The following is a 21808-nucleotide window of genomic DNA, read 5'->3' as shown; positions in this document are numbered from 1 at the left end:
CCCGTTGGCCGATGGATGGTGCGGGTCGACGGGGCCGCTCCCCGTCAGCGCCCGCCCGGGCCGTTGATCAGTCGCAGCGCGCCACGCAGGCCCTGGTCGTTGGCGGCGATGTCCTCGAGGGTGGCCTCGTCGAGGACGGCGAAGTACGCGTCGAGCGCCCGGGCGAAGACGTCCCGGCCGCCGCACACCCCGGCGACCCGGCAGAAGCGGGCCGGACCGAGGCACTCGACGACGGCGAAGTCGTTCTCCATCGTCCGCATCACGTCGCCCACCGTGATGCCGGCGGGATCCCGCTCGAGCCGGACGCCCCCGCCGCGGCCCCGCGCGGTCGTCACGATGCCGGCGCCGGCCAGCCGTTGGACGACCTTGACGAGGTGGTTGCGGGAGATGTGGTGGGCCTCGGCGATCTCCGCGACGGATCCCTGCCGCCCCGGGGCCACCCGCAGGTACAGCAGCACGCGCAGCGCGTAGTCGGCGTGGGCGGTGTGCCTCATGGTCGGCTCGTCTCGATTCGGGGCCGGGCCGGACGCTGTCTGCCGGTGACGACGGGAAGGTCCGCACGCGGTGGGGCCCGAGGGTGCATCCGAGTCACCACCCAGCTCCCGGCGGCCAAATGAGTACGGCAGATGCTAGTTACGACGACGGGGCACGGCAAGGCTCCACCGCGGGGGTCGCGGCGGGGTTCGCGCCGGTCGTGACGCATCTCGTACCGCTCGTGCCCGGGTGCTTCACGAGCGGGCCGACGCTCCAGCAGGCTCCGGAGCCCTGGCCGATGCGGCTCGCAGAACCTGCATGCCAGATACCACTGATCTCGCTCCGCGGCCGTGGCGGGATTTCGCACCGAGGTATCGGGAGGTCGTCCATGACCATCAACTTCACGATGTCCGACGAGCAGAAGAAGCTCCAGTACGAGGTCCGGGCGTTCGCCGAGAACGTGCTCAAGCCCGTGGTGGCCGTGGCGGACGCCGAGCCGGACCCGCTCATGGGGTTCCAGCTGACCAAGCCCGCGTACATCGAGTCCTACAAGGCGGGCATCGCGATGTGCATGCTCCCGGCCGCGTACGGCGGCGGGGGCGTCTCGTGCGTGGACCTGGTGATCGCCGCCGAGGAGATCTGCGTCGTCGACCCCGGGTTCGCCTGCACGGTCCTCTGCAACGGCCTCGGCCTCATGCCGGTCGCCTGGTACGGCTCCGAGGAGCAGAAGCAGCGCTTCCTCGGCGCCGCGACGTCCGACCCGACCGGCGAGTACCTGGGCGGCTGGACCGCGAGCGAGCCGCCGGGCAACCCGTCCGGGACCGCGAACTTCGACATCCCGCTCCCGCGGCCGGCGGGCGTCGGGCTGACCGCTGTCCGCGACGGCGACCACTTCGTCGTCAACGGCCGCAAGTACTGGCCGTCCTCGGCGGGCTGGGACGAGCAGGGCGTCAACGCCGGGACGCTGATCGTCCGGACCGACTCGGAGAAGGGCGGCACCGAGGGGCTCTCGGCGCTCGTGCTCGAACGCGGCACCCCGGGCGTCACCTACCGCCACCTGGACAAGGTCGGTCACCGGCTCGCCTCGAACGCGGAGATCGTCTTCGAGAACGCCCGCATCCCGGCGGCGAACCTGCTGCCCGGCGCCGAGGCCAACGGCGACCTCGTCATCAACCGCAACTTCGCCTGGTCGGGGCCGGTGGCCGCGATCGCCGCGGTCGGCATGGCCCGCGCGGCCTACGAGATGGCGCTCGACTTCGCCCGCGGCAACACCGCGGGCGCGGTCAAGCCGATCATCGGGTTCCAGAACGTCGGCTACGTCCTCGGCGACGTCGCGTCCAAGATCGAGATGGGCCGCTACTTCTCCTGGCGGGCCGCGGACTACCTCGACAAGCACGACCAGCACGCCGAACTGGTCGGCGCGATGAACAAGATCCAGGTCACCGAGATGATGTTCGACTGCGTGTACAAGTGCATGCAGATCGTCGGCGTGAACAGCCTGGAGACCAAGAACGGCTTCGGGAAGATCCTGCGCGAGGCCGCGGTCCTGCCGATCTACGACGGCGGCAACATGGGCATGCAGCGCCGTCGGGTGCACGGGCTCCTGGCCGACCCGATGTTCAACCCGCGGGCGATCATGGAGGACGACTACGTCAAGTTCGAGAAGCACCACGAGGCGATCGACACCGTGGTGAGCTGACGAGCTGCGGGCGCGGTCGCGGCGGATCCCGCCGCGGCCGCGCCGTCGTGCTCAGATGCGCTCGCCGTAGACCCGCTGGACGGTCATCGTCATGAGCACGCGGCGGTCGGCGACCATCGTCGCGCGGTACTCGTCCCAGTCCGGGTGCTCGCCCGCGGCGGCGCGGTAGTAGGCCACGAGCGCCTCGACCTCCGGGCCCTGCGGGTCGGTGCCCGGGCCGGTGAGCGTCACCGGTCCCTCGGCGGTGGCCCAGGCCCGGCCGTCGGACGAGGTGACCTCCACCGCCGCGCGGGGATCGCGGCGCAGGTTCGCGGTCTTGGCCCGGCCCTCGGTCATCGAGATCATCAGCGTGCCCGCGTCGGCGTCGTAGAAGGGCGTGATCGGGGAGAGCTGCGGGAGCCCGCTCGCCTTGATGGTGGCCAGCACCCCGAGCCGGCTGGTGGCGAGCAGGGCGTCGTCCTCGGCGCGTGTGGTCATGCCCCGATCCTCATCGATGACGCTCGCCGGGCGCCACGCTCGCGGCGACGTGACGCAGGTGCCGGGCGAAGCGCTCCGCGGCGGCCGACGCCGGCCCGTCGGCGGGACCGAGCACCGTGATCACCCGCGAGCCGATCCCGGCGGGCCCCGGGTGCACGGCCACCCCGGCCACCGGGAGCGCGGCGAGGGTGAGGTCCGGGACGATGGCCGCGCCCAGGCCGGCCGCGACCAGCGCGAGCCGGGTGCGCGACTCGGTGCAGACGTGCGCGAGACCGGGCGCGATCCCGCGCTCGAGGCGGAGGCGCTGGAGGATGCGGCTCGTCGGGTGGTCGGGCGGCGAGGTCACCCAGGGCCCGGCGAGCAGGTCGTCGAGGTCGCCCGCTCGCTCCCACAGTTCCGGCACGACGATCCGGTAGTGGTCGCGGCAGAGGTCCTCCTCGACGAGGCCGGCGGGCGCGCCGGGGCCGTCGTCCTCCCGTGGGCTCAGGAGCAGGTCGAGCTCGCCGAGCCGGAGCCGGTCGAGTCCCTCGGGCTCGTCGATCTCCACGATCTCGGCGCGGATCGCCGGATCGCTGACCGACAGCTCGACGGTCACCGGCACGGCGAGCCGGGTGAGCGCGGTCGCGAACCCGCCGATGCGCACCGCCCCGTGGGCGCTCTCGCGCAGCCGGTCGACCTCCCGCTCGGCCTCGGCGAGCGCGCCGGCGACCGAGTCCGCCCGCCCGGCGAGCGCGAGCCCGGCGTCGGTGAGGCGGGCCGCCCGGCCGCCGCCCCGCCGGGTGCGGTCGACCAGGCGCAGCCCGGTCTCGGACTCCAGCCGGGTCAGGTGGGTGGAGAGCCCGGACGGCGTCAGGCGCAGGGCCGTCGCGGCCGCCTGGATGCTGCCGGTGCGGCGGACCGCGCGCAGGACCAGCAGGCGGTGGGGATCGAGCTGCATCAGCCACACTAACGCAGGCCGGCAGGAAGAATCGTTTTCGTTGAGTCCCGAACCCACCGAGGATCGGGGGCGTGGAACGGATCGGGCTCCTCGTCGTCGCCGGCCTGGTCGCCGGCACCGTCGCCACCGCCGGCGGGATCGCGTCGCTGGTGTCCTACCCGGCCCTGCTGCTGGCCGGCCTGCCGCCGCTGCCCGCCGACGTCGCGAACCTCATCGCGTTCGTCGTCTGCGGTCCCGGGTCCTCGCTGACCTCGCGCCGCGAGCTCCGGACCATGGGCACCGCGCTGCGCCGCGGCGTGCCGGTCGCCGCGGGCGGCGCCGTCGTCGGGGCGTTCCTGCTCGTCGTCACCCCGCCCGGGGCCTTCGGCCACGTGGCCCCGTTCCTCGTGCTCGCGGCGGGCGCGGGGCTGGCTCTGCAACCGTGGCTGACCGGGCACCGGGACCGTCACCCGCGCCTCGCGCGCCTCACCTGGCCCTCGATCGGCGCGGTCGGGATCTACGCCGGCTACTTCGGGGCGGGCTCCGGGATCCTGCTGCTCACGGCGGCCCTGATCTTCGTCGACGCGCGGCTGCCCCAGGCGAACGCGCTCAAGAACATCCTGGTCGGGGCCACCGCGATCGCCGCCGCCGGCGTCCTCGTGCTCACCGCCCCGGTCGAGTGGTGGGCCGTCGTCCCGCTCGCGATCGGCGCCCTGGGCGGGAGCACGCTCGGGCCGCTGGTCGCCCGGCGGGTCCCCGTCACCGTCCTGCGCTGGACCCTCGTCGCGCTCAGCGTCGCCCTGGCCGTCGAGCTGTGGCTGCATCCGGGCTGAGCCCCGCGGCGGCCGTGGCCTGCGCCGCCAGCCAGCGCGCGAACGCCGTCGTCGACCAGCCGCGCTCGATGACGAGCCGCCGGTGGAGCCGGCCGTCGCCGAGGGCCCAGAAGGCGTCGCCGGCCTCGTCGACCGTCGCACCCAGTCCGCCGATCGAGGCGAGGTGCCGTGCGAACGCGCGCGCCCCCTCGAGGCGGCCGGCGTCGGCCTTCGCGAGCAGCGCCGCCGCGTCACCGTCGACGTCCGCCGCGGCCTCCAGTGCCCGGCCGATCGGTGCCGCGCGGGCCAGGACGTCGACGGTCATCTCCGCCCAGAGCCGGAACGACTCGGCGGGATCGGTACTCGCCAGGATCGCGTGCACGGCCGGCCGGTCGGCCATCGCCACCGGCTCGTCGTCGCCGACGAGCGAGACGTCCCAGGCCGCCGAGAGCAGCGCCGCCTTGCCGCCGACGGCGTTCACGACGGTCCGCCGGCTCACCCCGGCGGCGCTCGCGACCGCGTCGAGCGTGGTGTCCGCGTAGCCCCGGGCGACGAAGAGCCGGGTCGCCGCATCGACGACGGCTCGGCGGGTCTCGCGGGCCTGCCGGGCGCGCAGGTCGGAGCGGTACGGGCGACGCTGTGGTGTCTCGTGCATCGGTGACCTCCCCGTGTCTTGACGGGCCCGTGAATCGACTGCACTCTCGGTGCAATCAAAATAGCACCGGAGGTCGGCATGCACGTCGCGATCGTCGGGGCCGGCCCGACGGGACTCTTCCTCGGCGCGGCGCTGGCCCATCGGGGGCACCGGGTCGCCGCGGTCGACCGCGACGCCGGGCCCGGTCCCGACGGCGGGTGGGAGCGCCGCGGCGTCATGCAGTTCCACCACGCCCACGGCTTCCGCCCGCAGATCGGCGAGGCGCTGCAGGCCGAGATCCCGGAGGCCTACGACGGGTGGCTCGCGGCCGGGGCCGAACCGATCACCTTCACGCTGCCCGACGGCGGGCGCATGCCCGGCGGCATGCGCTCCCGGCGGGAGACCTTCGAACGGGCGCTGCGGGCCGCGGTCGTCGGGACCCCGGGGTTCACGCTGCGCCGCGGCCACGTCGACGCGGTGACCCTGGACGAGACCGGTGCCGCGACGGGGCTGCGCGTCGACGGCGACGACCTGCCCGCCGACCTCGTCATCGACGCCTCCGGCCGCGCCGGCCGGGCGACCCGTGCGCTGCGGGCCGCGCCCACGCTCACCGGGCGGACCGGCATCGCCTACGTCGACCGGCAGTACCGGCTCCGGCCCGGCGCCGACCCGGGCCCGATGACGAACCCGCTGGCCTGGCAGGCCGACCTCGGCGGCTACCAGGTGATCGTCTTCCGCCACGAGCGCGGCGTGTTCTCGGTGCTGGTCGTGCGCCCGACCGCCGACCCCGACCTCGCCCTGCTCCGCCACGAGGCGGCCTTCGAGGCCGCGTGCCGCGCCGTCCCCGGCCTCGACGCCTGGACCGACCCGGACCGCTCCGAGCCGATCACCCCGGTCTTCGCCGGCGGCGCGCTGCTCAACCACTACCGCGGTCAGGCGGCCCCGGACGGCGGCGTCCGCCGCGGGTTCGTGGCCGTCGGTGACGCCGTCGCCACGACGACGCCGATGTTCGGCCGCGGCATCACGACCTCGCTGCTGCAGGCCCGCGAGGTGCTGCGGCTGCTCGACGACGGCGTCGATCCCTCGTCCGTCGGGGAGCCGTTCGACGCGTGGTGCGAGGCGCAGATGCGGCCGTGGGTCACCGATCACGTCCGCATGGACGCCGCGATGCTCGACCGGTGGGACGGGCTCGACGTCGACCTCACCCGGCGGCTCCCGTCCGATCTCGTCATGGCGGCCGCCCAGGTGGACCCGACGATCGGCCGCGCGCTCCCGCCGTATCTCGCGATGCTCGCCGGGCCGGAGTGCCTCGACGACGTGGAGCCGCTCGCGGCGGCGGTCTATCGCAGCGGGTGGCGTCCGCCGCGGGCCGAGGGACCGGATCGCGACGAGCTCGCGGCGACCCTGCGGGGAGCGCTCGTCGCGGCGTGACCGGGTTCGCCTGGCGTCAGCGATGCGGCACGACCGACACTGGACGTCAGGAAGTCCACACGCTCGTCGGGAGGCACCGTGGCCGAGGCATACATCGTCGACGCCGTCCGCTCGCCGGTCGGGACCCGCAAGGGAGCGCTCGCGGAGATTCATCCGGCCGACCTCGGGGCGCACGCGCTGTCCGCGCTGATGGAGCGCACCGGCGTCGACCCGGGCGCCGTCGACGACGTGCTCATGGGCTGCGTGACCCAGCTCGGCCCGCAGGCCGGTGTCATCGGCCGCACCGCGTGGCTCTCCGCCGGCCTGCCCGAGCACGTCCCGGGCACCACGATCAACCGCGCCTGCGGGTCCTCGCAGCAGGCGCTGCACTTCGCGGCGCAGGCCGTGCTCTCGGGCACGCAGGACCTCGTCGTCGCGGCGGGCGTCGAGAACATGGCGATCGTGCCGATCGATGCCAACGCCTCGGTGCTCGAGAAGATGGGCACGCGCCGCGAGGGTGCCGGGTGGATCGAGCGCTACGGCGAGCAGGAGATCAGCCAGTTCCGCGGCGCGCAGCTGATCACCGAGAAGTGGGGCTTCGGCCGGGACGACCTCGAGGAGTTCGCGGTCGAGAGCCACCGCCGCGCCGCGGCCGCCACCGATGAGGGCCGGTTCGCCGCGCAGCTCGCCCCGCTGAACGGCCTGGACCGCGACGAGGGCATCCGCCCGAACGTCGACCGGGAGAAGATGGCGTCGCTGCCGCCGGTGCGCGAGGGCTACACGATCACGGCGGCGGTGTCCTCGCAGGTCAGCGTGGGGTCGGCCGCGCTGCTGGTGGCCTCCGAGGCGGCGGTGCGCACCCACGGACTCACCCCGATCGCGAAGGTGACCACCCTCGCCGTCGTCGGGGAGGACCCGGTCCTCATGCTCACCGGCCCGATCCCCGCGACGGCGATGGCGCTGAAGCGGGCCGGCCTGACGATCGACGACATCGACCTGTTCGAGTGCAACGAGGCGTTCGCGCCCGTGGTGCTCGCGTGGGCGAAGGAGACCGGTGCGTCGCTGGAGCGCACCAACGTCAACGGCGGCGCGATCGCGATGGGGCACCCGCTCGGCGCGACCGGCGCGGTGCTCGCGACCAAGCTCGTCCACGAACTCCGGCGCACCGGGAGCACCCGCGGGCTGCAGACGATGTGTGAGGGCGGCGGTCAGTCGAACGCGACGATCATCGAGTCCCTGTAGGTGCGCTGCGCGCTCGTGAGCACTAAGTGACGCTATAGCGTCACTTAGTGCTCACAAGCGCGGAGCGCACCTACTGACCGCAGGTGGAGCTCGTCGCGGCGTCCTGAGCGGCCCGGCGCCCGGCAGAGTCCGGATCGTGTCCGTTCCGTGCCTGGTCGACCATTGGTGGACACGTGATCGGCGTGCTTTCCTCTGGCGCACTCCGCCCATCAGCCGCCGTGACTCCGACGGCCGCCCGCCGCCGAGGAGTCCTCATGGCGCACCCGACGTACCGCGTCGACTTCTCGCGGACCGACGACCACGGCCACGTCATCGTCGGGACGGCACGCGCGGGAGACCAGGTCACGATGGTCGACGACGACGGCCGGAGCTGCCTGGGCACCGTCGTCCTGCACAGCCCCGACTGCGGGCTCCTGCTCATCCGGCCGGAGACCGCCGAGGCCGAGCAGCAGTGCCCCCAGCCGCGCGCGTCGCTGGAGATCGCGTAGGTGCGCTGACGCGCCGGTGAGCAGTAATCCGTGCCGGAGCACGGATCACTGCTCAGGAGCGCCGGAGGCGCACCCACTCGACGATCTCGTCCAGCGCCGCCGGATCGGCCAGCGAGTCGCGGCTGGCCACCGACTCCGGCGCCGCCCCGACGAGCAGCCGCTTGACCGGCGTCTCGAGCTTCTTCCCGGACAGCGTCCGCGGCAGCGCGGCCACCCACGCGACCTCGTCCGGCACGTGCCGCGGCGACATCTCCGAGCGCAGCCGGCGCACGATCTCCGCCTCGAGCCCCTCGCGATCAGGACCGCCGACGAGGAAGAGCACGAGCGTCCCCGCCCCGCCGACCGAATCCTCCAGGTGCACGACGAGGCTGTCGGAGATCCCGTCGACGTCCTCCACCACGGAGTAGAAGTCCGAGGTCCCCAGCCGCACCCCGCCGCGGTTCAGCGTCGCGTCGGAGCGGCCGCTGATGACGCACCCGCCGTCGTCGTACACCGTGATCCAGTCGCCCTGCGTCCAGACGCCGGGGAACCGGTCGAACCACGTCGCCCGCATCCGGGCTCCGTCGTCGTCACCCCACAACGCCACCGGCATCGACGGCATCGGCGCGGTGATCACCAGCTCGCCGGGCTCGCCGATCAGGTCGCGGCCGTCGTCGTCGAAGGCGTGCACGTCGACGCCGAGCATCGGACCGGGGATCTCGCCGGCGCGCACCGGGAGCAGCGGCGCCGCGCCGACGAACCCGCTCGCGACGTCCGTCCCGCCCGACGTCGAGTTCACCAGCACCGACGGCCCGAACGTCTCCGCCGCCCACCGGAAGCCCTCGGGCGGCAGCGGCGACCCGGTGGAGCCGAGCATGCGCAGCGCCGAGAGGTCGTGGTCGTGGCCGGGGCGCAGGCCGGCGTCGCGGCACATCATGAGGAACGACGCCGAGGTGCCGAACTGGGTGAGCCGCTCGCGTTCCGCCATCGCCCACAGCGCGTCCACGTCGGGCCAGGCCGGGTTCCCGTCGACGCAGACGACGGTGGCGCCCACCAGCAGGGCGGACACCCCGTAGTTCCACATGATCCAGCCGGTGGTCGAGTACCAGAAGAAGCGGTCGCCGGGGCGGACGTCGTTGTGCAGCCCGAGTGTCTTGTGGTGCTCGAGCACGATCCCGCCGTGCCCGTGCACGATCGGCTTCGGCAGGCCGGTCGTCCCGGAGGAGAACAGCACGTAGAGCGGGTGGTCGAACGCCACCGCGGCGTGCTCGAGCGGGCCCGGTTCGGCGAGCAGGTCCGCCCAGGAGAGTGCTCCGTCGGGCGCGACGGCGGACGGGTCGAGGTAGGGCAGCAGCACCGTCGCCCGCAGCGACGGCAGAGCCGCGCGGATCTCGGCGAGCTGGGCGGTCCGGTCGATCGGGCGGTCCCCGTAGCGGGTGCCGTCGACCGCGATCAGCACCGCCGGCTCCACCTGCCCGAGCCGGTCGACGACGGCGCGCGGGCCGAACTCGGGCGGGCACGACAGCCACACCGCGCCCAGCGACGCGGTCGCGAGGAACGCGACGATCGTCTCCGGGACGTGTGGCAGGTAACCGGCGACGCGGTCGCCCGGCCCCACCCCGAGACGCACCAGGCCCGCGCGGGCGCGGGCGACCTGGTCGCGCAGCTCGTCGTAGGACAGCTCGACCCGCTCGCGGGTCTGGGAGATCCCGACGACGGCGGGTCCGGTCCATTCCGGGCGCAGCGCGTGCGCCGAGTAGGACAGCCGTGCCCCGGGCAGCCAGCGGGCTCCGGGCATCCCGGCGTCCGCGAGCACCGTCGTCAACCCGGAGACCTCGATGTCGAAGAACGCCACGACCGCCCGCCAGAAGGCCTCCGGGTCGTCGACCGACCAGCGGTGCAGGGCGCGGTAGTCGCCCTGGCCGAGCCCGGCGGTGAGGAAGCGGCCCATCTGCGAGGCCGTGGCCGCGTCGGGAGGGACGGGTCGGAGGATCTCGCCGCGCTCGTCGGTCACGGCTCGCATCCTGCTCGGCGGTCGGGGCCGGGACCAGATCAGGACCGCTCGAGCTCTGCCGTCGCGGTGGCTGCGGCGTTGCGGATGTGCGTCACGCACGCCTCGGCCGCCGCGTCCGCATCGCCCGCCTCGATGGCGTCGACGACCGCGGTCAGCTCCTCGGCGGCCCGTCGCGGGCGGCCCGGGACCGACAGCGACGTCGCCCGCAGCAGCCGCACCCGGGCCTGCAGCCCGGCGAGGGTCTGCTGCAGCGGGTCGCTGGCCGACCCGGCCAGGAGCACCTCGTAGAACCGGTCCTTCGCGCCGAGCTGGTCACGCGCCCCGCCGTCGGAACCGTCGGAGCCCGACCCGGAGGCGGTCCGCGCGATCTCCTCGACCGCCGCCCGCAGCGCGCGGACGTGGTCGGGGTCCGCGCGCTGCACGAACCGGCGGACGGCCAGCGCCTCCAGCGCGGCGCGCATCTCGTAGATGTCGGCGGCGTCGGAGGCCGACAGCGAGGTCACCTCGGCGCCGCGCTGCGGCACGACGGTGACCAGCCCTTCGGCGGCGAGCTGGCGGATGACCTCCCGGATGGTCGCCCGCGACACCCCGAGGTTCTCCACGAGCTCCCGCTCGACGAGCCGCTGGCCGGGCTGCAGGCGCAGGTCCAGGATCGCGGCCCGCACCCGGTCGGTGGCCTGCTCGCGCAACGGCGCGGCGACCCGCGGCAGCGGCTCGTACCCCCACACCGACGACGTCACGGCCGCCATGATCCCACCGCGGGGGTCGACGTTCACGCCCGCGCGCTACCCACCGGCGAGCTCGGCGAGGATCGGCGCGCCCACGGTCGCGGCGTGGATGCCGACGACGCTCGCGATCTCGAACATCTCCAGGATCTCGGCGACCGTCGCGCCGTGGCCGAGCGCGTTGCGCAGGTGCAGCTTGAGGCCGGGGACGTAGAGGTGGGTGGCCGAGGCGTCGAAGGCGCAGTAGACGAGCTCCTTGACCTTCGGCTCCAGCGTGCCGGTGTGCCACGGGACCGAGGAGAACGCGACGTAGGCCTCGAACAGGTCGGGATCGAGCTCCAGGATCTCGTCCCAGAAGGTGTGCCAGTAGCCGCGGGTCGCGGTGAACTCGGCCTTGAGCCGCTCCTGGCGCTCGTCGAGCGGCGCGGGGCCGTCGCGCAGTCCCTGCTCCTCGAGGACCTCGACCAGGATCGGGATGCCGATGTTCGCGGCGTGGATGCCGAGGGTGCTGGTCAGCTCCAGCACCTCCATCACCTCGGCCGGGGTGGCGCCGGCGTCGAGCGCGGCCGCGACGTGCTGCCGGACGCCGGGCGTGTAGAGGTGGGTCGCGGCGGCGTCGACGGCGACGAACAACAGCTCCCGCACCTTCGGCGACAGCGCTCCCGGGCTACGCCGCAGCGGGACCGCGGAGAAGTCCAGGTACGCGCGCACGAAGGCCGGGTCGAGCTCGAGCATCCGCTGCCAGGGCTCGCCCCACGTGCCGCGCACCCGGACGAACTCGTCCTTGATCTCCTGCTGCTCGGCGGTGAGCTGGGCGGTCGTCATCGGATGTCCTTCCCCTGCAGCCAGCGGACGATGTCGGTGTGGTCGGCGTCGGGCGGCAGCGCCTCGGCGGCCTCCGCCCACAGCGCGACGGTGCTCGCGGTGTGCCGCGACGGGGTCCCGGTGCTCGCCACCAGGTCCAGCGCGATCCGGATGTCCTTGACCATCAGCCCGAGCCCGAAGCCCGAGCCGAAGGTGCCGGGCAGCACGTGCCGGGGCCACTTCACCTCGGTCGACCCGCTGCGCCCGCTGGAGGCGTTGACGACGTCGAGCATCACCTCGGGGTCGAGCCCGAACGCCTGGCCGGCCAGCAGTGCCTCCGAGCTGGCCAGCAGGTGCGCGGCGCTCATGAGGTTGTTCAGCGCCTTGAGGGCGTGCCCGGCGCCGGTCGGGCCGACGTGGCGCGGGTGGCCGATCGCCTCGAGCACGGGCATCAGCCCGGCGACGACGTCGTCGGGCCCGCCGACCATCACCGCCAGCGTCCCGGCCCGTGCGCCGCTCACCCCGCCCGAGACCGGGGCGTCGACGAGGACGCGAGGGGCGATCCGTGCGGCGAGTGCCCGGGTGCGCAGTGGCTCGGACGAGCTCATGTCGACGAGCACCGCGCCGGGCTCGAGCGCGTCGATCAGCCCGCCGGCGACGACCGCCTCGACGGCCGCGGAGTTCGGCAGGCACAGCAGCACCGCCTCCGCGCCCCGGGCGACCTCGGCCGCGGAGCCGACCACCGTCGCCGTCGGGACCTCGTCCCCGAACGCCCCCCGCGCGTCAGCCGAGGCGTCGGACGCCCGGACGGATGCGCCCGCCGCCGCGAGCCGCGCCGCCATCGGCGTGCCCATGTTCCCGAGGCCGACGAACCCGACGGTGCGCCCGGTCAGGTCGGCGGTCATGCCTCGGTCTCCAGTTCCGACAGCACCTTCTCCGCGATCCGGAACGCCTCCAGCCCCGCGGGCGCCCCGCAGTACACCGTCGCGTGCAGCAGCGTCTCCTGGATCTCCTCGACCGTCGCGCCGTTGGTGATGGCCCCGCGGACGTGCACGGCCAGCTCGTGGGGCCGGTTGAGGGCGGTGAGCATGACGAGGTTGAGCAGGCTGCGGGTCCGCCGGTCGAGGCCCGGGCGGCCCCACACGTCGCCCCAGCAGGCGCGGGTCACGAACTCCTGCACCGGCCGCGAGAAGTCGCTGACGTTCGCCATCGAGCGCTCCACGTGCGCGGCCCCGAGGACCTCCTTGCGCACCGCGAGCCCGGCCTCGAACCGGGGGTCGGTGCCGTTGCTCCCGCTCACCGTGCCTCCCCGTACTCGGCCTCGGAGACCTCGTCGAGCCAGGTGGTCGTGCCCAGCGACACCGCGGTGTGCGTGAGGATCGAGCCGGGCCCGGCCCCGTGCCAGTGCCGCTCGCCCGGCGGGACCCAGACGACGTCGCCGACCGTCAGCGGCTGCGGCGGCTCCCCGTGGGTGCACACCCACCCGGTCCCGGCGGTGACGACGAGCAGCTGCCCGCGCTCGTGGTGGTGCCAATAGGTCCGCGCGCCGGGGGTGAAGGTGACCGAGTTGACCGTGGTGCCGTCCGTCGTCGGCAGCACCGGGTCGCCCCACACGGTGCCGGTGAACGTGGCCCCGCGCGCCTCGGTGGTCGCGCCCGCGGCCCGTCCGTGGACGATGTGCACGTCTACGCCTCCCTGCTGGGTTGCTGTGGTTGCTGGATCCGGACGCCCCCGGCGAGGTCGCCGAGGGCGTCGACGACGCGGTTGGAGATCACGTCGCCGTAGCCGAGGTGCGCCGCGAGCCCGAAGCTCGCGAGCGGCCCGGACGCGTTGAGCGAGGGCACGCCGAGCCGGCCCAGCAACTCGGTGTAGAGCGTCACGTCCTTGGTCATCAGCCGGCTGGTCAGGCCGCCCTCGAGGTAGTCGCCCTCGACGATGCGCGGGAACCGGTTGCTGGTGGCGAACGACTGCCCGCTGCCGCCGTTCACCGCCTCGAGCAGAGTGCGCAGGTCCAGGCCGGCCCGCTGCCCCGCGACCATCACCTCGGCGCTCGCGGCGAGCGTCACCGCGTTCAGGAAGTTGTTCAGCAGCTTCGCGGTGTGCCCGGCGCCCACCGGCCCGAGGTGGTGCACGACGGCGGCGATCGGCGCCAGGATCGGGCGGATCGCGTCGACGTCCTCGGCGCGCCCGCCCGCGGTGATCGTCAGCGTGCCCTTCTCCGCGGCCGCGGCCCCGCCGGAGATCCCGGCGTCGAGGAACGTCACGCCGTGCTCGGCGGCCTCGGCCGCGAGGGTCGCCGTCGACGACGGGTCCGCGGTGGACAGGTCGACGACGACGGTCCCGGGTGCGGCGCCGGCGAGGACGCCGTCCGGTCCGCGGACGACGGGTTCGACGACGGTGCTGTCGGGCAGCGAGAGCAGGACGACGGCGCAGCGGCGGGCGACGTCCGCCGGGCTCGTGCCGCGCTCGATCCCGTCGGGAACGACGACGGGGTCATGCCCGACGACGGCGGTGCCCGCGTCGACGAGGCGCCGCGCCATCCGCCCGCCCATGTTGCCCAGGCCGATCATGCCGACCGGTCCGCTCATCGGGGTCCTCCCTGCGCGTCGATGCTGATCACCAGGTCGTCGATCCCGGTGCCGTCGGCGCGCCCGGGGAAGCGGCGCCCGACGTCGGCGTCGTGGCCCGCGACGAGCACGTGGTCGGCGGGCGCGGCGAGCTCGGCGAGCAGGTCGAACCCCGCGTACATCGCTTCCAGGTCGGCGACGACGAAGAACGGCCGGTCCCGGTCCTGCTCGTCGTAGAAGTGCAGGGCGTCCGCCGCGAGCACCGCGCGCCCTCCGGCGACCGGCGCGAGCGCCACCAGCTGGCCGGGCGTGTGGCCGCCGACCTCGCGCAGTTCGAGCTCGCCGAGCCGCAGCGATCCGGAGAAGGTGGTGATGCGGCCGTCGTCCCGGGCTTTCGCGAGGGTGGCCAGCTCGTCCGCCTCGGTGGAGTGCGCGAACTGGGTGCGCCCGGCGTGCGGTCCGGTCCAGAACTCGAGCTCCCGCGCGGTCATCACGATCTCGGCGGCGGGCAGGCGGTCGAGGTTGCCGATGTGGTCGTAGTGCGCGTGGCTGACGACGATCCGACTGACGGTGCCCGGGTCGATCCCGAGGTGACGGAGCGCCTCGATCGGGTCGACGAGCGTCTCCCGGTTCCGGCGCCGGCCGACGTCGGGGTCGAAGCCGCAGTCGAGCAGCGTCACCGCGCCCGCGGCGTCGCGCACGACCCAGAAGAAGTAGTCCATCGCGAACGCGGCGTCCGGCTCGCCGTAGACGTGCCAGTTCAGGTAGCTCTCGGCGTGGGTGGTGGTGCGGGTGCCGTAGCGGACCGCCCAGACCTGCGGCTCGGTCACGGGGCGCCCCGCAGCGTCGCCAGCACCGGCAGCAGGTGCTCCGCCATGCCCTCCGGGTCCTCGGCCATCGGGAAGTGGCCGCGTCCGGGCATCGTCACCAGCTCGCCGCCGAGGCGCTCGGCGGCCTCCCGGCTCATCTCGGTGGTCGCCGAGTAGTCGTACTCCCCGCTGAACACGTACAGCGGGCACGTGGCCCGGCCGAGCCCGGCGGACACCGTCGGAAAGTCGACCGAGTAGAAGTGCGTGTCGCCCTGGTAGACGCCCGGCCCGGTGCTCGCGTAGCCCCACAGCGTCTGCTCGCGGGGGCCGGTGGGGCTGCCGGGCGCGATGAGGCCGCCGACCCAGCTCGCCAGGAACGCGGAGTGGTCGACGTCGGCCCGGTGGGTCCACTCGACGAACCGGCCGGGGCTGCCGAGGCCACCCTCGAGCGCGCACACCCCGCGGAAGCGCTCGCCGTGCTCCGCGGCCAGGTAGAGCGCGATCGCGCCGCCCATCGAGCAGCCGATCAGCACCGGCCGGTCGAGCGCCAGGGCGTCGGCGACGGCGAGCACCGTGCTCGCGTAGGTCCGGGTGTCGAGCGTGTAGCGGCGGGTCCGCCAGTCGTCGGGCGGGTCCGAGCGGCCGTGCCAGGGCATGTCGAAGGCGACGACGCGGTGGTGGTCGGTGACGCGGGGGTCCTCGAGCAGCCCGCGGAACTGGCGGGAGTCGGCGCCCGCGGTGTGCAGGCACAGCAGCGGGACACCCTCCCCGGCGGTCTCCACGAAGATCCGCCGGCCGTCCTCGAGGTGCAGGTAGCGCCCGACCGACGGCCCGAGTCCCGGGGCGGGCGGCGCGGGATCGGGCCGGCGGTCGACGGGTTTCCGGACCGCGTCCCGCAGGGCGGCGACGACCCGGTCGAGCAGCGGCGCCGATCGCGCCCAGACCTCGCGGCGGCCGGCGACCCGGTCGGCTCCCCGGGTCGCGACGAGGGCCTGGGCGGTGGTGGCGCCGCGCGGCGGCGGGTCGGCGCAGACGTCGTCCCAGTCTTGCGCGGTCAGGGTGAACGCGACGTCCCAGGTGTCGTTGATCCCGGGTGCGGGCCGGACGGTCAGGCCCCCGTCGGCGACGTCGAGGAGCACGCGGGTGCCGGCGACGTCGAGCAGCAGGGTCGCCGGGGGACCGGGCGGCAGGCCGCGCAGGAGGTCGTCGTGCAGGGCCGCGGTGATCTGCTCGTCGTCGAGCTGCATCGCTGGCGGGCCTCCCCTCGCGCCGGGCCGACGGTTGACGCCGACGGTGACCCACCTTACGTTCCAGATTGTCTGACAGCCAGACGAAATCCGGCGCGATCGTCGCCGCGCGAGTCAAGAGGTGGTCTCGATGACGAGTCCCGATCAGGCGGTGCCCGCCGCGTCCGCGTCGGTCCCGGAGACCCCGGAGCGCGTGGCCAAGCGGCGCTCCGCGACGCGCGGCGCGTTCTTCGCGGAGTTCGTCGACATGTTCGACATCTACCTGCCGACGGTCGTGCTCACGCCCGCGCTGGTCTACTTCTCACCGGCCCACCTCGACCCGGGTCTCGCGGCGATCCTGACCTCGCTGGTCTTCGTGACCACGCTGATCGGGCGCCCGATCGGGGCGGCGGTCTTCGGGGCACTGGCCGACCGGATCGGGCGGCGGCGCTCGACGATCGCGTCGGTCTCCGGGTTCGGGGTGATCACGCTGCTCATCGCGCTGGTGCCGGGCCACGCGACGATCGGGATCGCCTCGTACTGGCTGCTCATCGCGCTGCGCTTCCTCGACGGCATCTGCCTGGGCGGCGGCTACACCGGGGCGCTGCCGCTGGCGATGGAGTACTCGCCGAAGCACCGCCGGGGCCTGCTCGGCGGGATCATCCTGTCCGCGTTCCCGCTGGCCTACATCGTGATCACGCTGATCGGGATGGCCTGCTTCGCGATCTTCCCGCTGGCCGGGGCGGGCTCGCCCTACGTCGAGTGGGGCTGGCGCGTCCCGTTCGTGCTGGGCGCCGTGCTCGCCGGGGTCCTCGCCCTCTACTACGTCCGCAGCGTGTCCGAGTCCGAGGTGTGGGAGGCGGCGGAGGCGGCGAAGGCCGAGGGGACGTCGCAGGGCGGCTCGCTGCGCCCGCTGCTGGCCGTCGTCACCGGCGAGAGCGGCCGGGCGTTCTGGCAGGTGTTCGCGATGATGACCGGGTTCTGGCTCACCCAGAACCTCGTCACGCTGTTCCTCCCGACGACGGTGCTGCGCGACCTCGTCGGACTGCCGAACTCGCAGGTCACCGTGGTGCTGCTGATCTCCTACGTGTGCCTGGTCGGGAGCTACATCGCGTCCGGGGTGATCGGTCAGCGGATCGGCCGGCGGCGGTTCTTCGTGATCTGCGGGGTGCTGATCGCGATCGTCGGGTCGGTGCTGTTGGCGCTGCTCGCCGGCGTTCGGGGAATGCCTTTCGGCGTCGTGATCGTCGTGGTGTGCGCGTTCTCGGTGGTCGTCACCGCGCCCTGGGGCGTCGTGCTCCCGTACATCACCGAGCGCTTCCGCACCGACGTCCGCGCGTCCGGGTTCGGCCTCGGGTTCAGCGTGTCGGTGGTGATCCCGTCCTTCTACGCGTTCTTCGTGGCCGGGCTCTCCGGGTTCCTGCCGTACGCGGCGGCCGCGGTCGTGCTGCTCGCCGTCGGCGGTCTGCTCGGCGCAGCCGGCGCGGCCGCGGGCCCGGAGACCCGCGACGTCGACTTCGCGTAGGTGCCCGCCGCCGCTGTCGGGAGAAGGACTGCCCGATCGACCCGGCGACGTGATCTAGCTCACTTGGTTGGATCGCCGTCAGGTGCGCGCTCCACCCCTGGGCGCGCGAGACCGACGGAGGCCACCCGATGCCCACGTTCGACGGGTCCGGAATCGACAAGGTCCTGCAGGCGGCGGTCGACAACGGGGCCGTGCCCCACGTCGTCGGCATCGCGGCGGACCGCGACGGCGTGTTCTACGAGGGGGCGGCCGGCGAGCGCGTGGTCGGCGGCGGCGATCCGGTCTCGGGCGGCACCCACTTCCGGATCATGTCGATGACCAAGATGGTCGCGACGGCGGCCGCGCTCCAGCAGGTGGAGCAGGGCCGGCTCGACCTCGCCGCACCCGTCGAGGACTACGTGCCGGAGTTCGCCGACCTGCAGGTGCTCGACGGATTCGACGGCGACACCCCGCGGCTGCGCGCCCCGAAGAGCCGCGCGACCGTCAAGCAGCTCGTCACCCACACCTCGGGGCTGTCGTACTGGTTCTGGAACCCGGACATCGTGCGCTGGGAATCGGTCACCGGAATCCCCAACGTCGTCCCGGGCGACCGGGCCGCATTCCAGGCCCCGCTCGTCGCCGACCCCGGCACGCGCTTCGAGTACGGCATCAACACCGACTGGCTCGGGCGCGTCGTCGAGGCCGTCGCCGGGACCACGCTCGACGTCGTCCTCAAGGAGAACATCACCGGCCCGCTGGGCATGGACGACACGATGTTCGCCCTCGACGACGCGCGGCAGGGCAACAAGACACCGGTCCACATCAAGGGCGAGGACGGCCGCTGGGCCTCGGCCGGGAACATCCTTCCCGACGATCCGCAGTGGTGGGCGGGCGGCCACGGCCTGCACTCGACCCCGCGCGACTACATCCGTTTCGAGCGGGCGCTGCTGCGCGGCGGTGAGCTCGACGGTGCCCGCATCCTGAGCCAGGAGACCGTCGACGCGGCCTTCTCCGACCAGCTCGAGGGCCTGCCGATCCCGACCGAGATCACCACCGCCGACCCGCCGATCACCGACACGCTGCACCTGGGCTCGGGCTGGACCTGGGGTTACGGGCTGCTGCTCAACACCGCGGACATTCCCGGCCGCCGGCGGGCATGGACCGGGGCCTGGGCGGGCCTGCTGAACACGCACTTCTTCATCGACCGCACCACCGGGATCTGCGCCTCCATCTACACCAATTCGCTGCCGTTCATCACCGAGCACGAGGCGTGGAAGCTCTACGGCGATTTCGAGGAGGCGCTGTACGGATCGTTGGGCTGACGCCATGTGCGTGCGTTTCCGTGTCTGAGCACGGAAACGCACGCACATGCCGGAGGCGACCGTGACGGGGCTGCCCGCATTCGCGTCCTCGTTCGTGGGCCGCGAGCCCGAGCGCGCGGTGCTGACCGACCGGCTCGCCCGCGCCCGGCTGGTGTCGCTCGTGGGTCCCGGCGGGGCGGGAAAGAGCCGGCTGGCGGTCGAGGTCGTGCGGGAGCGCGGCGACGTCGTCGGGTTCGTCGAGCTCGCCGCGGCCGACCGGCCCGACGACGTCACGCTCGCGGCGCTGCACGCCTGCGGCGTCCGCGACGACCCGGAGCTGACCCCGGCGCACCGGCTCGTCGCCGCCCTGGCCGAGGCGACCGGCGTCCTCGTCGTCGACGGCTGCGAGCACCGGCACGACGAGGTCGCGGTGCTGGTCACGACGCTCCTGCGCGGCTGCCCGGAGCTGCGGGTGCTCGCGACGAGCCGGCGGCGGCTCGGTGTCGTCGGCGAGGAGGTCCAGTCGCTCGGGCCGCTCGACGACGGCGGGTCGGCGCTGTTCGCCGAGCGCGCGCGGGCGGTGCGTCCCGACCTGCCGATCGACGATGAATCCGTGCGCGCGATCTGCCGGCTCGCCGATGGGCTGCCGCTGGCGGTGGAGCTCGCGGCGGGCCACGCCCGGGTGCTGGCGCTGGACGACATCCGGGAGGGCATGGCCGACCGGCTGCGCTTCGCGGCGGCCGACGACCCGGGACTCGCGCCGCGCCACCGCTCGCTCGGGGCGTGCATCGCCTGGGGTGTCGCGGCGGCGGGGCCGTCCGCCGCCCGGGCGCTCGCGGCGCTCTCGGTGATCGGCGGCCGTTTCACCCGGGCCGCCGCGACGGGCGTCGCCGGCGACGACGCACCCGCCGTCGCCACCCTCGTCGAGCACTCGCTGGTCACCTTCGACCCGGCCGACGGCCGCTACCGGCTCCTCGACTCGGCGCGCGAGCACGCCGCGGAGCTCCTGGGCGGCGCCGGGGTCGCGGTCCACGCCCGGCTCGGCGACTGGGTCGGCGCGCTCGCGGCGGAGCTCGCACCGGGTCTGGGGCGCGCCGAGCCCGACGCGCTCGCCCGGCTCGACCGCGACCGCGCCGCCGTCCACGCGGCCCTGCGGTGGGCCGCGGCGAGCGGCTCCGGGCTCGACCGGGCCGCCGACGTCGTCGCCGACCTCGCCTTCGGCTGGTCGCTGCGCGGCCGGTGCGCCGAGGGTCGGGACCTCGCCGACGCCGTGCGCGCCGCTCTCGCCGACCCGCCACCGCGGCTGGTCTGGGCGCAGGCGTTCCTCACCGCCTACGCCGGGGACCTCGAGGTCGGGGTGGGGCTGGCGGTCGAGGCGGCCGAGCGGGCGGCGGGCGCCGGGGACGAGCAGACGCGGGGGCGGTCGCTGACGCTGGTCGGGATGGTGCAGATGTTCGTCGACCCGGCCGGCGCGGAGCCGCTGCTCGCCGAGGCCGTGACGCTCGCGGTCGGCGCGGGCGACGACTGGGGCGAGGTCGAGTCCCGTCAGATGCGCGCCTACTCGTGCCTGCTGCGCTGCGCGGACACCGAGGCCCGGTGCCACGCCGACGAGGGCCTGCCCGCCCTCGAGCGGCTCGGGCACCCGCAGCTGCGGGCGTGGGACGCGGCGATCCGCGCCGAGATCGCGGGTCGCGCGGCCCGGAACGACGACGCCGAGGCGTACGGCCGGGCCGGGCTCGCGCTGGCCCTCGGGGTCGCCGAGCCGGTCAGCGCGGGAGCGTCGCTGCTGCCGGTCGTCCGGAGCCTCGTCGCCCGTGGCCGGGCCGACGACGCGGCGGCGCTGGTGGCCGAGGTCCGGCCGTTCTTCACGACCCACCCGGGCGTCGGGACCGCCGTCGTCGTGGAGCTGGCCGCGACGGTGGCCGCCGTCGGGCGGGATCCGGTCGCGGCGGCGGCGCGGCGCGGGTCCGTCCCGGCGGGGCTGCCCGCCGTCGACGGCGAGTTCGCGGTCCTCGCCGCGTCGTGCGCGCTCCTCGCCGGCGACCCTGAGATCGCGTCCCGCGCGGCGGCCGACGCGACGACGGCGGCCGACGCGATCGGCCACCGGGAGCTCGCCTGTGCGGCGCTGCTCGTCGGGGCGGCGGCGGACCGGGCGCGGGCGGCGCCGGGGTCGGCCGAGCGGGAGAGCGCCGCCGCCCGGGCACACACCGCGCTCGCGGAGGCCGCCGTCGGTGATCTGGAGGGGCTGCTCCCGGACGCCCTGGACCTCGTCGCCGGCGTCGCGCTCGACGCCGCCCGGGTGGTGGCGGCGGCGCGGCTGCACGCCGCCGCGGATCGACGGCGCGAGGTGCTCGGCGCGGTCCGGTCCCCGCTGGCACGTGCGCTGCTCGCCGACCGGGACGCCGTCGTCGCCACCCTGCCGGCCGGCGCCCGCCGTGAGGCGGAGGCCGCCGGGGCCCGGCTCGACCGGGACCGCGCGGTCGCCTACGCCGTGCGCGCCCGGGGCGCTCGCGGTCGGCCGTCGAGCGGCTGGGAGAGCCTCACCCCGACCGAACGGGACGTCGTCGACCTCGTCGGGACGGGCCGGACGAACGCGGCGGTCGGCGAGGCGCTGCTCATCTCGGCGGGCACCGTCCGGACCCACCTGCGCAGCGTGTTCGCCAAGCTCGGCGTCACCAGCCGGACCGAGCTCGCCGCGCTGGCCGCCCGCCGCGACCCCGGGTGATT

Annotated in this window: 21 protein-coding genes; 8 read left to right on the top strand and 13 right to left on the bottom strand. The window is 74.5% G+C overall.

What is annotated here, in order from left to right; all coding sequences use genetic code 11:
- Positions 1-44: 44 nt before the first annotated feature.
- Positions 45-494: an RrF2 family transcriptional regulator gene (locus LQ327_RS02020; protein WP_230729859.1), complete on the bottom strand. Its 450-nt coding sequence runs from the start codon at positions 492-494 to the stop codon at positions 45-47.
- Positions 495-862: 368 nt separating this feature from the next.
- Here LQ327_RS02020 and LQ327_RS02015 point away from each other — a divergent pair, with 368 nt between their 5' ends.
- Entirely contained in the window at positions 863-2173 is a 1311-nt protein-coding gene (locus tag LQ327_RS02015) for an acyl-CoA dehydrogenase family protein (RefSeq protein ID WP_230729858.1), read from the top strand.
- A gap of 51 nt (positions 2174-2224) precedes the next feature.
- Here the strand turns inward: LQ327_RS02015 and LQ327_RS02010 are convergent, their stop codons facing one another.
- Entirely contained in the window at positions 2225-2650 is a 426-nt protein-coding gene (locus LQ327_RS02010; RefSeq protein ID WP_230729857.1) for a PPOX class F420-dependent oxidoreductase, read from the bottom strand.
- Positions 2651-2660: 10 nt separating this feature from the next.
- Positions 2661-3587: a LysR family transcriptional regulator gene (locus LQ327_RS02005; RefSeq protein WP_230729856.1), complete on the bottom strand. Its 927-nt coding sequence runs from the start codon at positions 3585-3587 to the stop codon at positions 2661-2663.
- A gap of 71 nt (positions 3588-3658) precedes the next feature.
- On the opposite strand from LQ327_RS02005, the gene LQ327_RS02000 reads away from it, so the two are divergent.
- Entirely contained in the window at positions 3659-4399 is a 741-nt protein-coding gene (locus LQ327_RS02000; protein WP_230729855.1) for a sulfite exporter TauE/SafE family protein, read from the top strand.
- Here the strand turns inward: LQ327_RS02000 and LQ327_RS01995 are convergent.
- Entirely contained in the window at positions 4356-5033 is a 678-nt protein-coding gene (locus LQ327_RS01995) for a TetR/AcrR family transcriptional regulator (RefSeq protein ID WP_230729854.1), read from the bottom strand. The genes LQ327_RS02000 and LQ327_RS01995 overlap by 44 nt on opposite strands.
- 78 nt (positions 5034-5111) lie before the next feature.
- Here LQ327_RS01995 and LQ327_RS01990 point away from each other — a divergent pair, with 78 nt between their 5' ends.
- The 3 genes from LQ327_RS01990 to LQ327_RS01980 all read left to right on the top strand — a co-directional run bounded on the left by LQ327_RS01990 (position 5112) and on the right by LQ327_RS01980 (position 8152).
- On the top strand, positions 5112-6443 hold the full coding sequence (locus LQ327_RS01990; protein ID WP_230729853.1) for a tryptophan 7-halogenase: 1332 nt from the start codon (positions 5112-5114) through the stop codon (positions 6441-6443).
- A gap of 78 nt (positions 6444-6521) precedes the next feature.
- Positions 6522-7664: an acetyl-CoA C-acyltransferase gene (locus LQ327_RS01985; RefSeq protein ID WP_230729852.1), complete on the top strand. Its 1143-nt coding sequence runs from the start codon at positions 6522-6524 to the stop codon at positions 7662-7664.
- A gap of 254 nt (positions 7665-7918) precedes the next feature.
- A complete protein-coding gene (locus LQ327_RS01980) occupies positions 7919-8152 on the top strand; it encodes a hypothetical protein (protein WP_230729851.1) in 234 nt (77 codons plus the stop codon).
- 52 nt (positions 8153-8204) lie between these two features.
- Here the strand turns inward: LQ327_RS01980 and LQ327_RS01975 are convergent, their stop codons facing one another.
- The 9 genes from LQ327_RS01975 to LQ327_RS01935 are packed head-to-tail and all read right to left on the bottom strand — an operon-like array spanning position 8205 to position 16297.
- Positions 8205-10154, bottom strand: coding sequence for an acetoacetate--CoA ligase (locus tag LQ327_RS01975; RefSeq protein ID WP_372460589.1), 1950 nt, complete (start codon positions 10152-10154; stop codon positions 8205-8207).
- Between the two features lie 29 nt (positions 10155-10183).
- Positions 10184-10921 (bottom strand): GntR family transcriptional regulator, encoded by a 738-nt coding sequence (locus tag LQ327_RS01970; protein ID WP_230729849.1) that lies wholly within the window; start codon positions 10919-10921, stop codon positions 10184-10186.
- 9 nt (positions 10922-10930) lie between these two features.
- A complete protein-coding gene (locus LQ327_RS01965; protein WP_230729848.1) occupies positions 10931-11695 on the bottom strand; it encodes a carboxymuconolactone decarboxylase family protein in 765 nt (254 codons plus the stop codon).
- Complete coding sequence (locus LQ327_RS01960) at positions 11692-12579, bottom strand: NAD(P)-dependent oxidoreductase (protein WP_230729847.1); 888 nt, start codon at positions 12577-12579, stop codon at positions 11692-11694. The genes LQ327_RS01965 and LQ327_RS01960 overlap by 4 nt, the downstream gene beginning before the upstream one ends.
- Positions 12576-12974, bottom strand: a complete 399-nt coding sequence (locus tag LQ327_RS01955; RefSeq protein WP_230729846.1) for a carboxymuconolactone decarboxylase family protein — start codon at positions 12972-12974, stop codon at positions 12576-12578. The genes LQ327_RS01960 and LQ327_RS01955 overlap by 4 nt, the downstream gene beginning before the upstream one ends.
- Complete coding sequence (locus LQ327_RS01950; RefSeq protein ID WP_230729845.1) at positions 12971-13357, bottom strand: cupin domain-containing protein; 387 nt, start codon at positions 13355-13357, stop codon at positions 12971-12973. Before LQ327_RS01950 ends, LQ327_RS01955 begins: the two co-directional genes overlap by 4 nt.
- 2 nt (positions 13358-13359) lie before the next feature.
- Positions 13360-14262 carry an NAD(P)-dependent oxidoreductase gene (locus LQ327_RS01945; RefSeq protein ID WP_230729844.1) on the bottom strand — a complete coding sequence of 301 codons (903 nt, stop codon included), beginning with the start codon at positions 14260-14262 and terminating at the stop codon, positions 13360-13362.
- Positions 14259-15071: an N-acyl homoserine lactonase family protein gene (locus LQ327_RS01940; protein WP_230729843.1), complete on the bottom strand. Its 813-nt coding sequence runs from the start codon at positions 15069-15071 to the stop codon at positions 14259-14261. Before LQ327_RS01940 ends, LQ327_RS01945 begins: the two co-directional genes overlap by 4 nt.
- A complete protein-coding gene (locus LQ327_RS01935; RefSeq protein ID WP_230729842.1) occupies positions 15068-16297 on the bottom strand; it encodes an alpha/beta fold hydrolase in 1230 nt (409 codons plus the stop codon). The genes LQ327_RS01940 and LQ327_RS01935 overlap by 4 nt, the downstream gene beginning before the upstream one ends.
- A gap of 130 nt (positions 16298-16427) precedes the next feature.
- On the opposite strand from LQ327_RS01935, the gene LQ327_RS01930 reads away from it, so the two are divergent.
- The 3 genes from LQ327_RS01930 to LQ327_RS01920 all read left to right on the top strand — a co-directional run bounded on the left by LQ327_RS01930 (position 16428) and on the right by LQ327_RS01920 (position 21806).
- Positions 16428-17801 (top strand): MFS transporter, encoded by a 1374-nt coding sequence (locus LQ327_RS01930; protein WP_230729841.1) that lies wholly within the window; start codon positions 16428-16430, stop codon positions 17799-17801.
- Between the two features lie 128 nt (positions 17802-17929).
- Positions 17930-19102 carry a serine hydrolase domain-containing protein gene (locus LQ327_RS01925; RefSeq protein WP_230729840.1) on the top strand — a complete coding sequence of 391 codons (1173 nt, stop codon included), beginning with the start codon at positions 17930-17932 and terminating at the stop codon, positions 19100-19102.
- A gap of 46 nt (positions 19103-19148) precedes the next feature.
- Positions 19149-21806, top strand: a complete 2658-nt coding sequence (locus tag LQ327_RS01920; protein ID WP_230729839.1) for a helix-turn-helix transcriptional regulator — start codon at positions 19149-19151, stop codon at positions 21804-21806.
- Positions 21807-21808 lie beyond the last annotated feature (2 nt).

It is taken from the genome of Actinomycetospora endophytica, assembly GCF_021026375.1.
GTDB classification, from domain to species: Bacteria; Actinomycetota; Actinomycetes; order Mycobacteriales; family Pseudonocardiaceae; genus Actinomycetospora; species Actinomycetospora endophytica.
This window is presented reverse-complemented; position numbering and strand designations above follow the sequence as displayed.

Excerpts from the sequence above, each read along its gene's own strand:
- LQ327_RS01935 (WP_230729842.1), bottom strand. The coding sequence starts at position 16,297 with ATGCAGCTCGACGACGAGCAGATCACCGCGGCCCTGCACGACGACCTC.
- LQ327_RS01980 (WP_230729851.1), top strand. The coding sequence starts at position 7,919 with ATGGCGCACCCGACGTACCGCGTCGACTTCTCGCGGACCGACGACCAC.
- LQ327_RS01975 (WP_372460589.1), bottom strand. The coding sequence starts at position 10,154 with ATGCGAGCCGTGACCGACGAGCGCGGCGAGATCCTCCGACCCGTCCCT.
- LQ327_RS01995 (WP_230729854.1), bottom strand. The coding sequence starts at position 5,033 with ATGCACGAGACACCACAGCGTCGCCCGTACCGCTCCGACCTGCGCGCC.
- LQ327_RS02020 (WP_230729859.1), bottom strand. The coding sequence starts at position 494 with ATGAGGCACACCGCCCACGCCGACTACGCGCTGCGCGTGCTGCTGTAC.
- LQ327_RS01920 (WP_230729839.1), top strand. The coding sequence starts at position 19,149 with ATGCCGGAGGCGACCGTGACGGGGCTGCCCGCATTCGCGTCCTCGTTC.
- LQ327_RS01930 (WP_230729841.1), top strand. The coding sequence starts at position 16,428 with ATGACGAGTCCCGATCAGGCGGTGCCCGCCGCGTCCGCGTCGGTCCCG.
- LQ327_RS01960 (WP_230729847.1), bottom strand. The coding sequence starts at position 12,579 with ATGACCGCCGACCTGACCGGGCGCACCGTCGGGTTCGTCGGCCTCGGG.
- LQ327_RS01965 (WP_230729848.1), bottom strand. The coding sequence starts at position 11,695 with ATGACGACCGCCCAGCTCACCGCCGAGCAGCAGGAGATCAAGGACGAG.
- LQ327_RS02015 (WP_230729858.1), top strand. The coding sequence starts at position 863 with ATGACCATCAACTTCACGATGTCCGACGAGCAGAAGAAGCTCCAGTAC.
- LQ327_RS01945 (WP_230729844.1), bottom strand. The coding sequence starts at position 14,262 with ATGAGCGGACCGGTCGGCATGATCGGCCTGGGCAACATGGGCGGGCGG.
- LQ327_RS02010 (WP_230729857.1), bottom strand. The coding sequence starts at position 2,650 with ATGACCACACGCGCCGAGGACGACGCCCTGCTCGCCACCAGCCGGCTC.
- LQ327_RS02005 (WP_230729856.1), bottom strand. The coding sequence starts at position 3,587 with ATGCAGCTCGATCCCCACCGCCTGCTGGTCCTGCGCGCGGTCCGCCGC.
- LQ327_RS01925 (WP_230729840.1), top strand. The coding sequence starts at position 17,930 with ATGCCCACGTTCGACGGGTCCGGAATCGACAAGGTCCTGCAGGCGGCG.
- LQ327_RS01990 (WP_230729853.1), top strand. The coding sequence starts at position 5,112 with ATGCACGTCGCGATCGTCGGGGCCGGCCCGACGGGACTCTTCCTCGGC.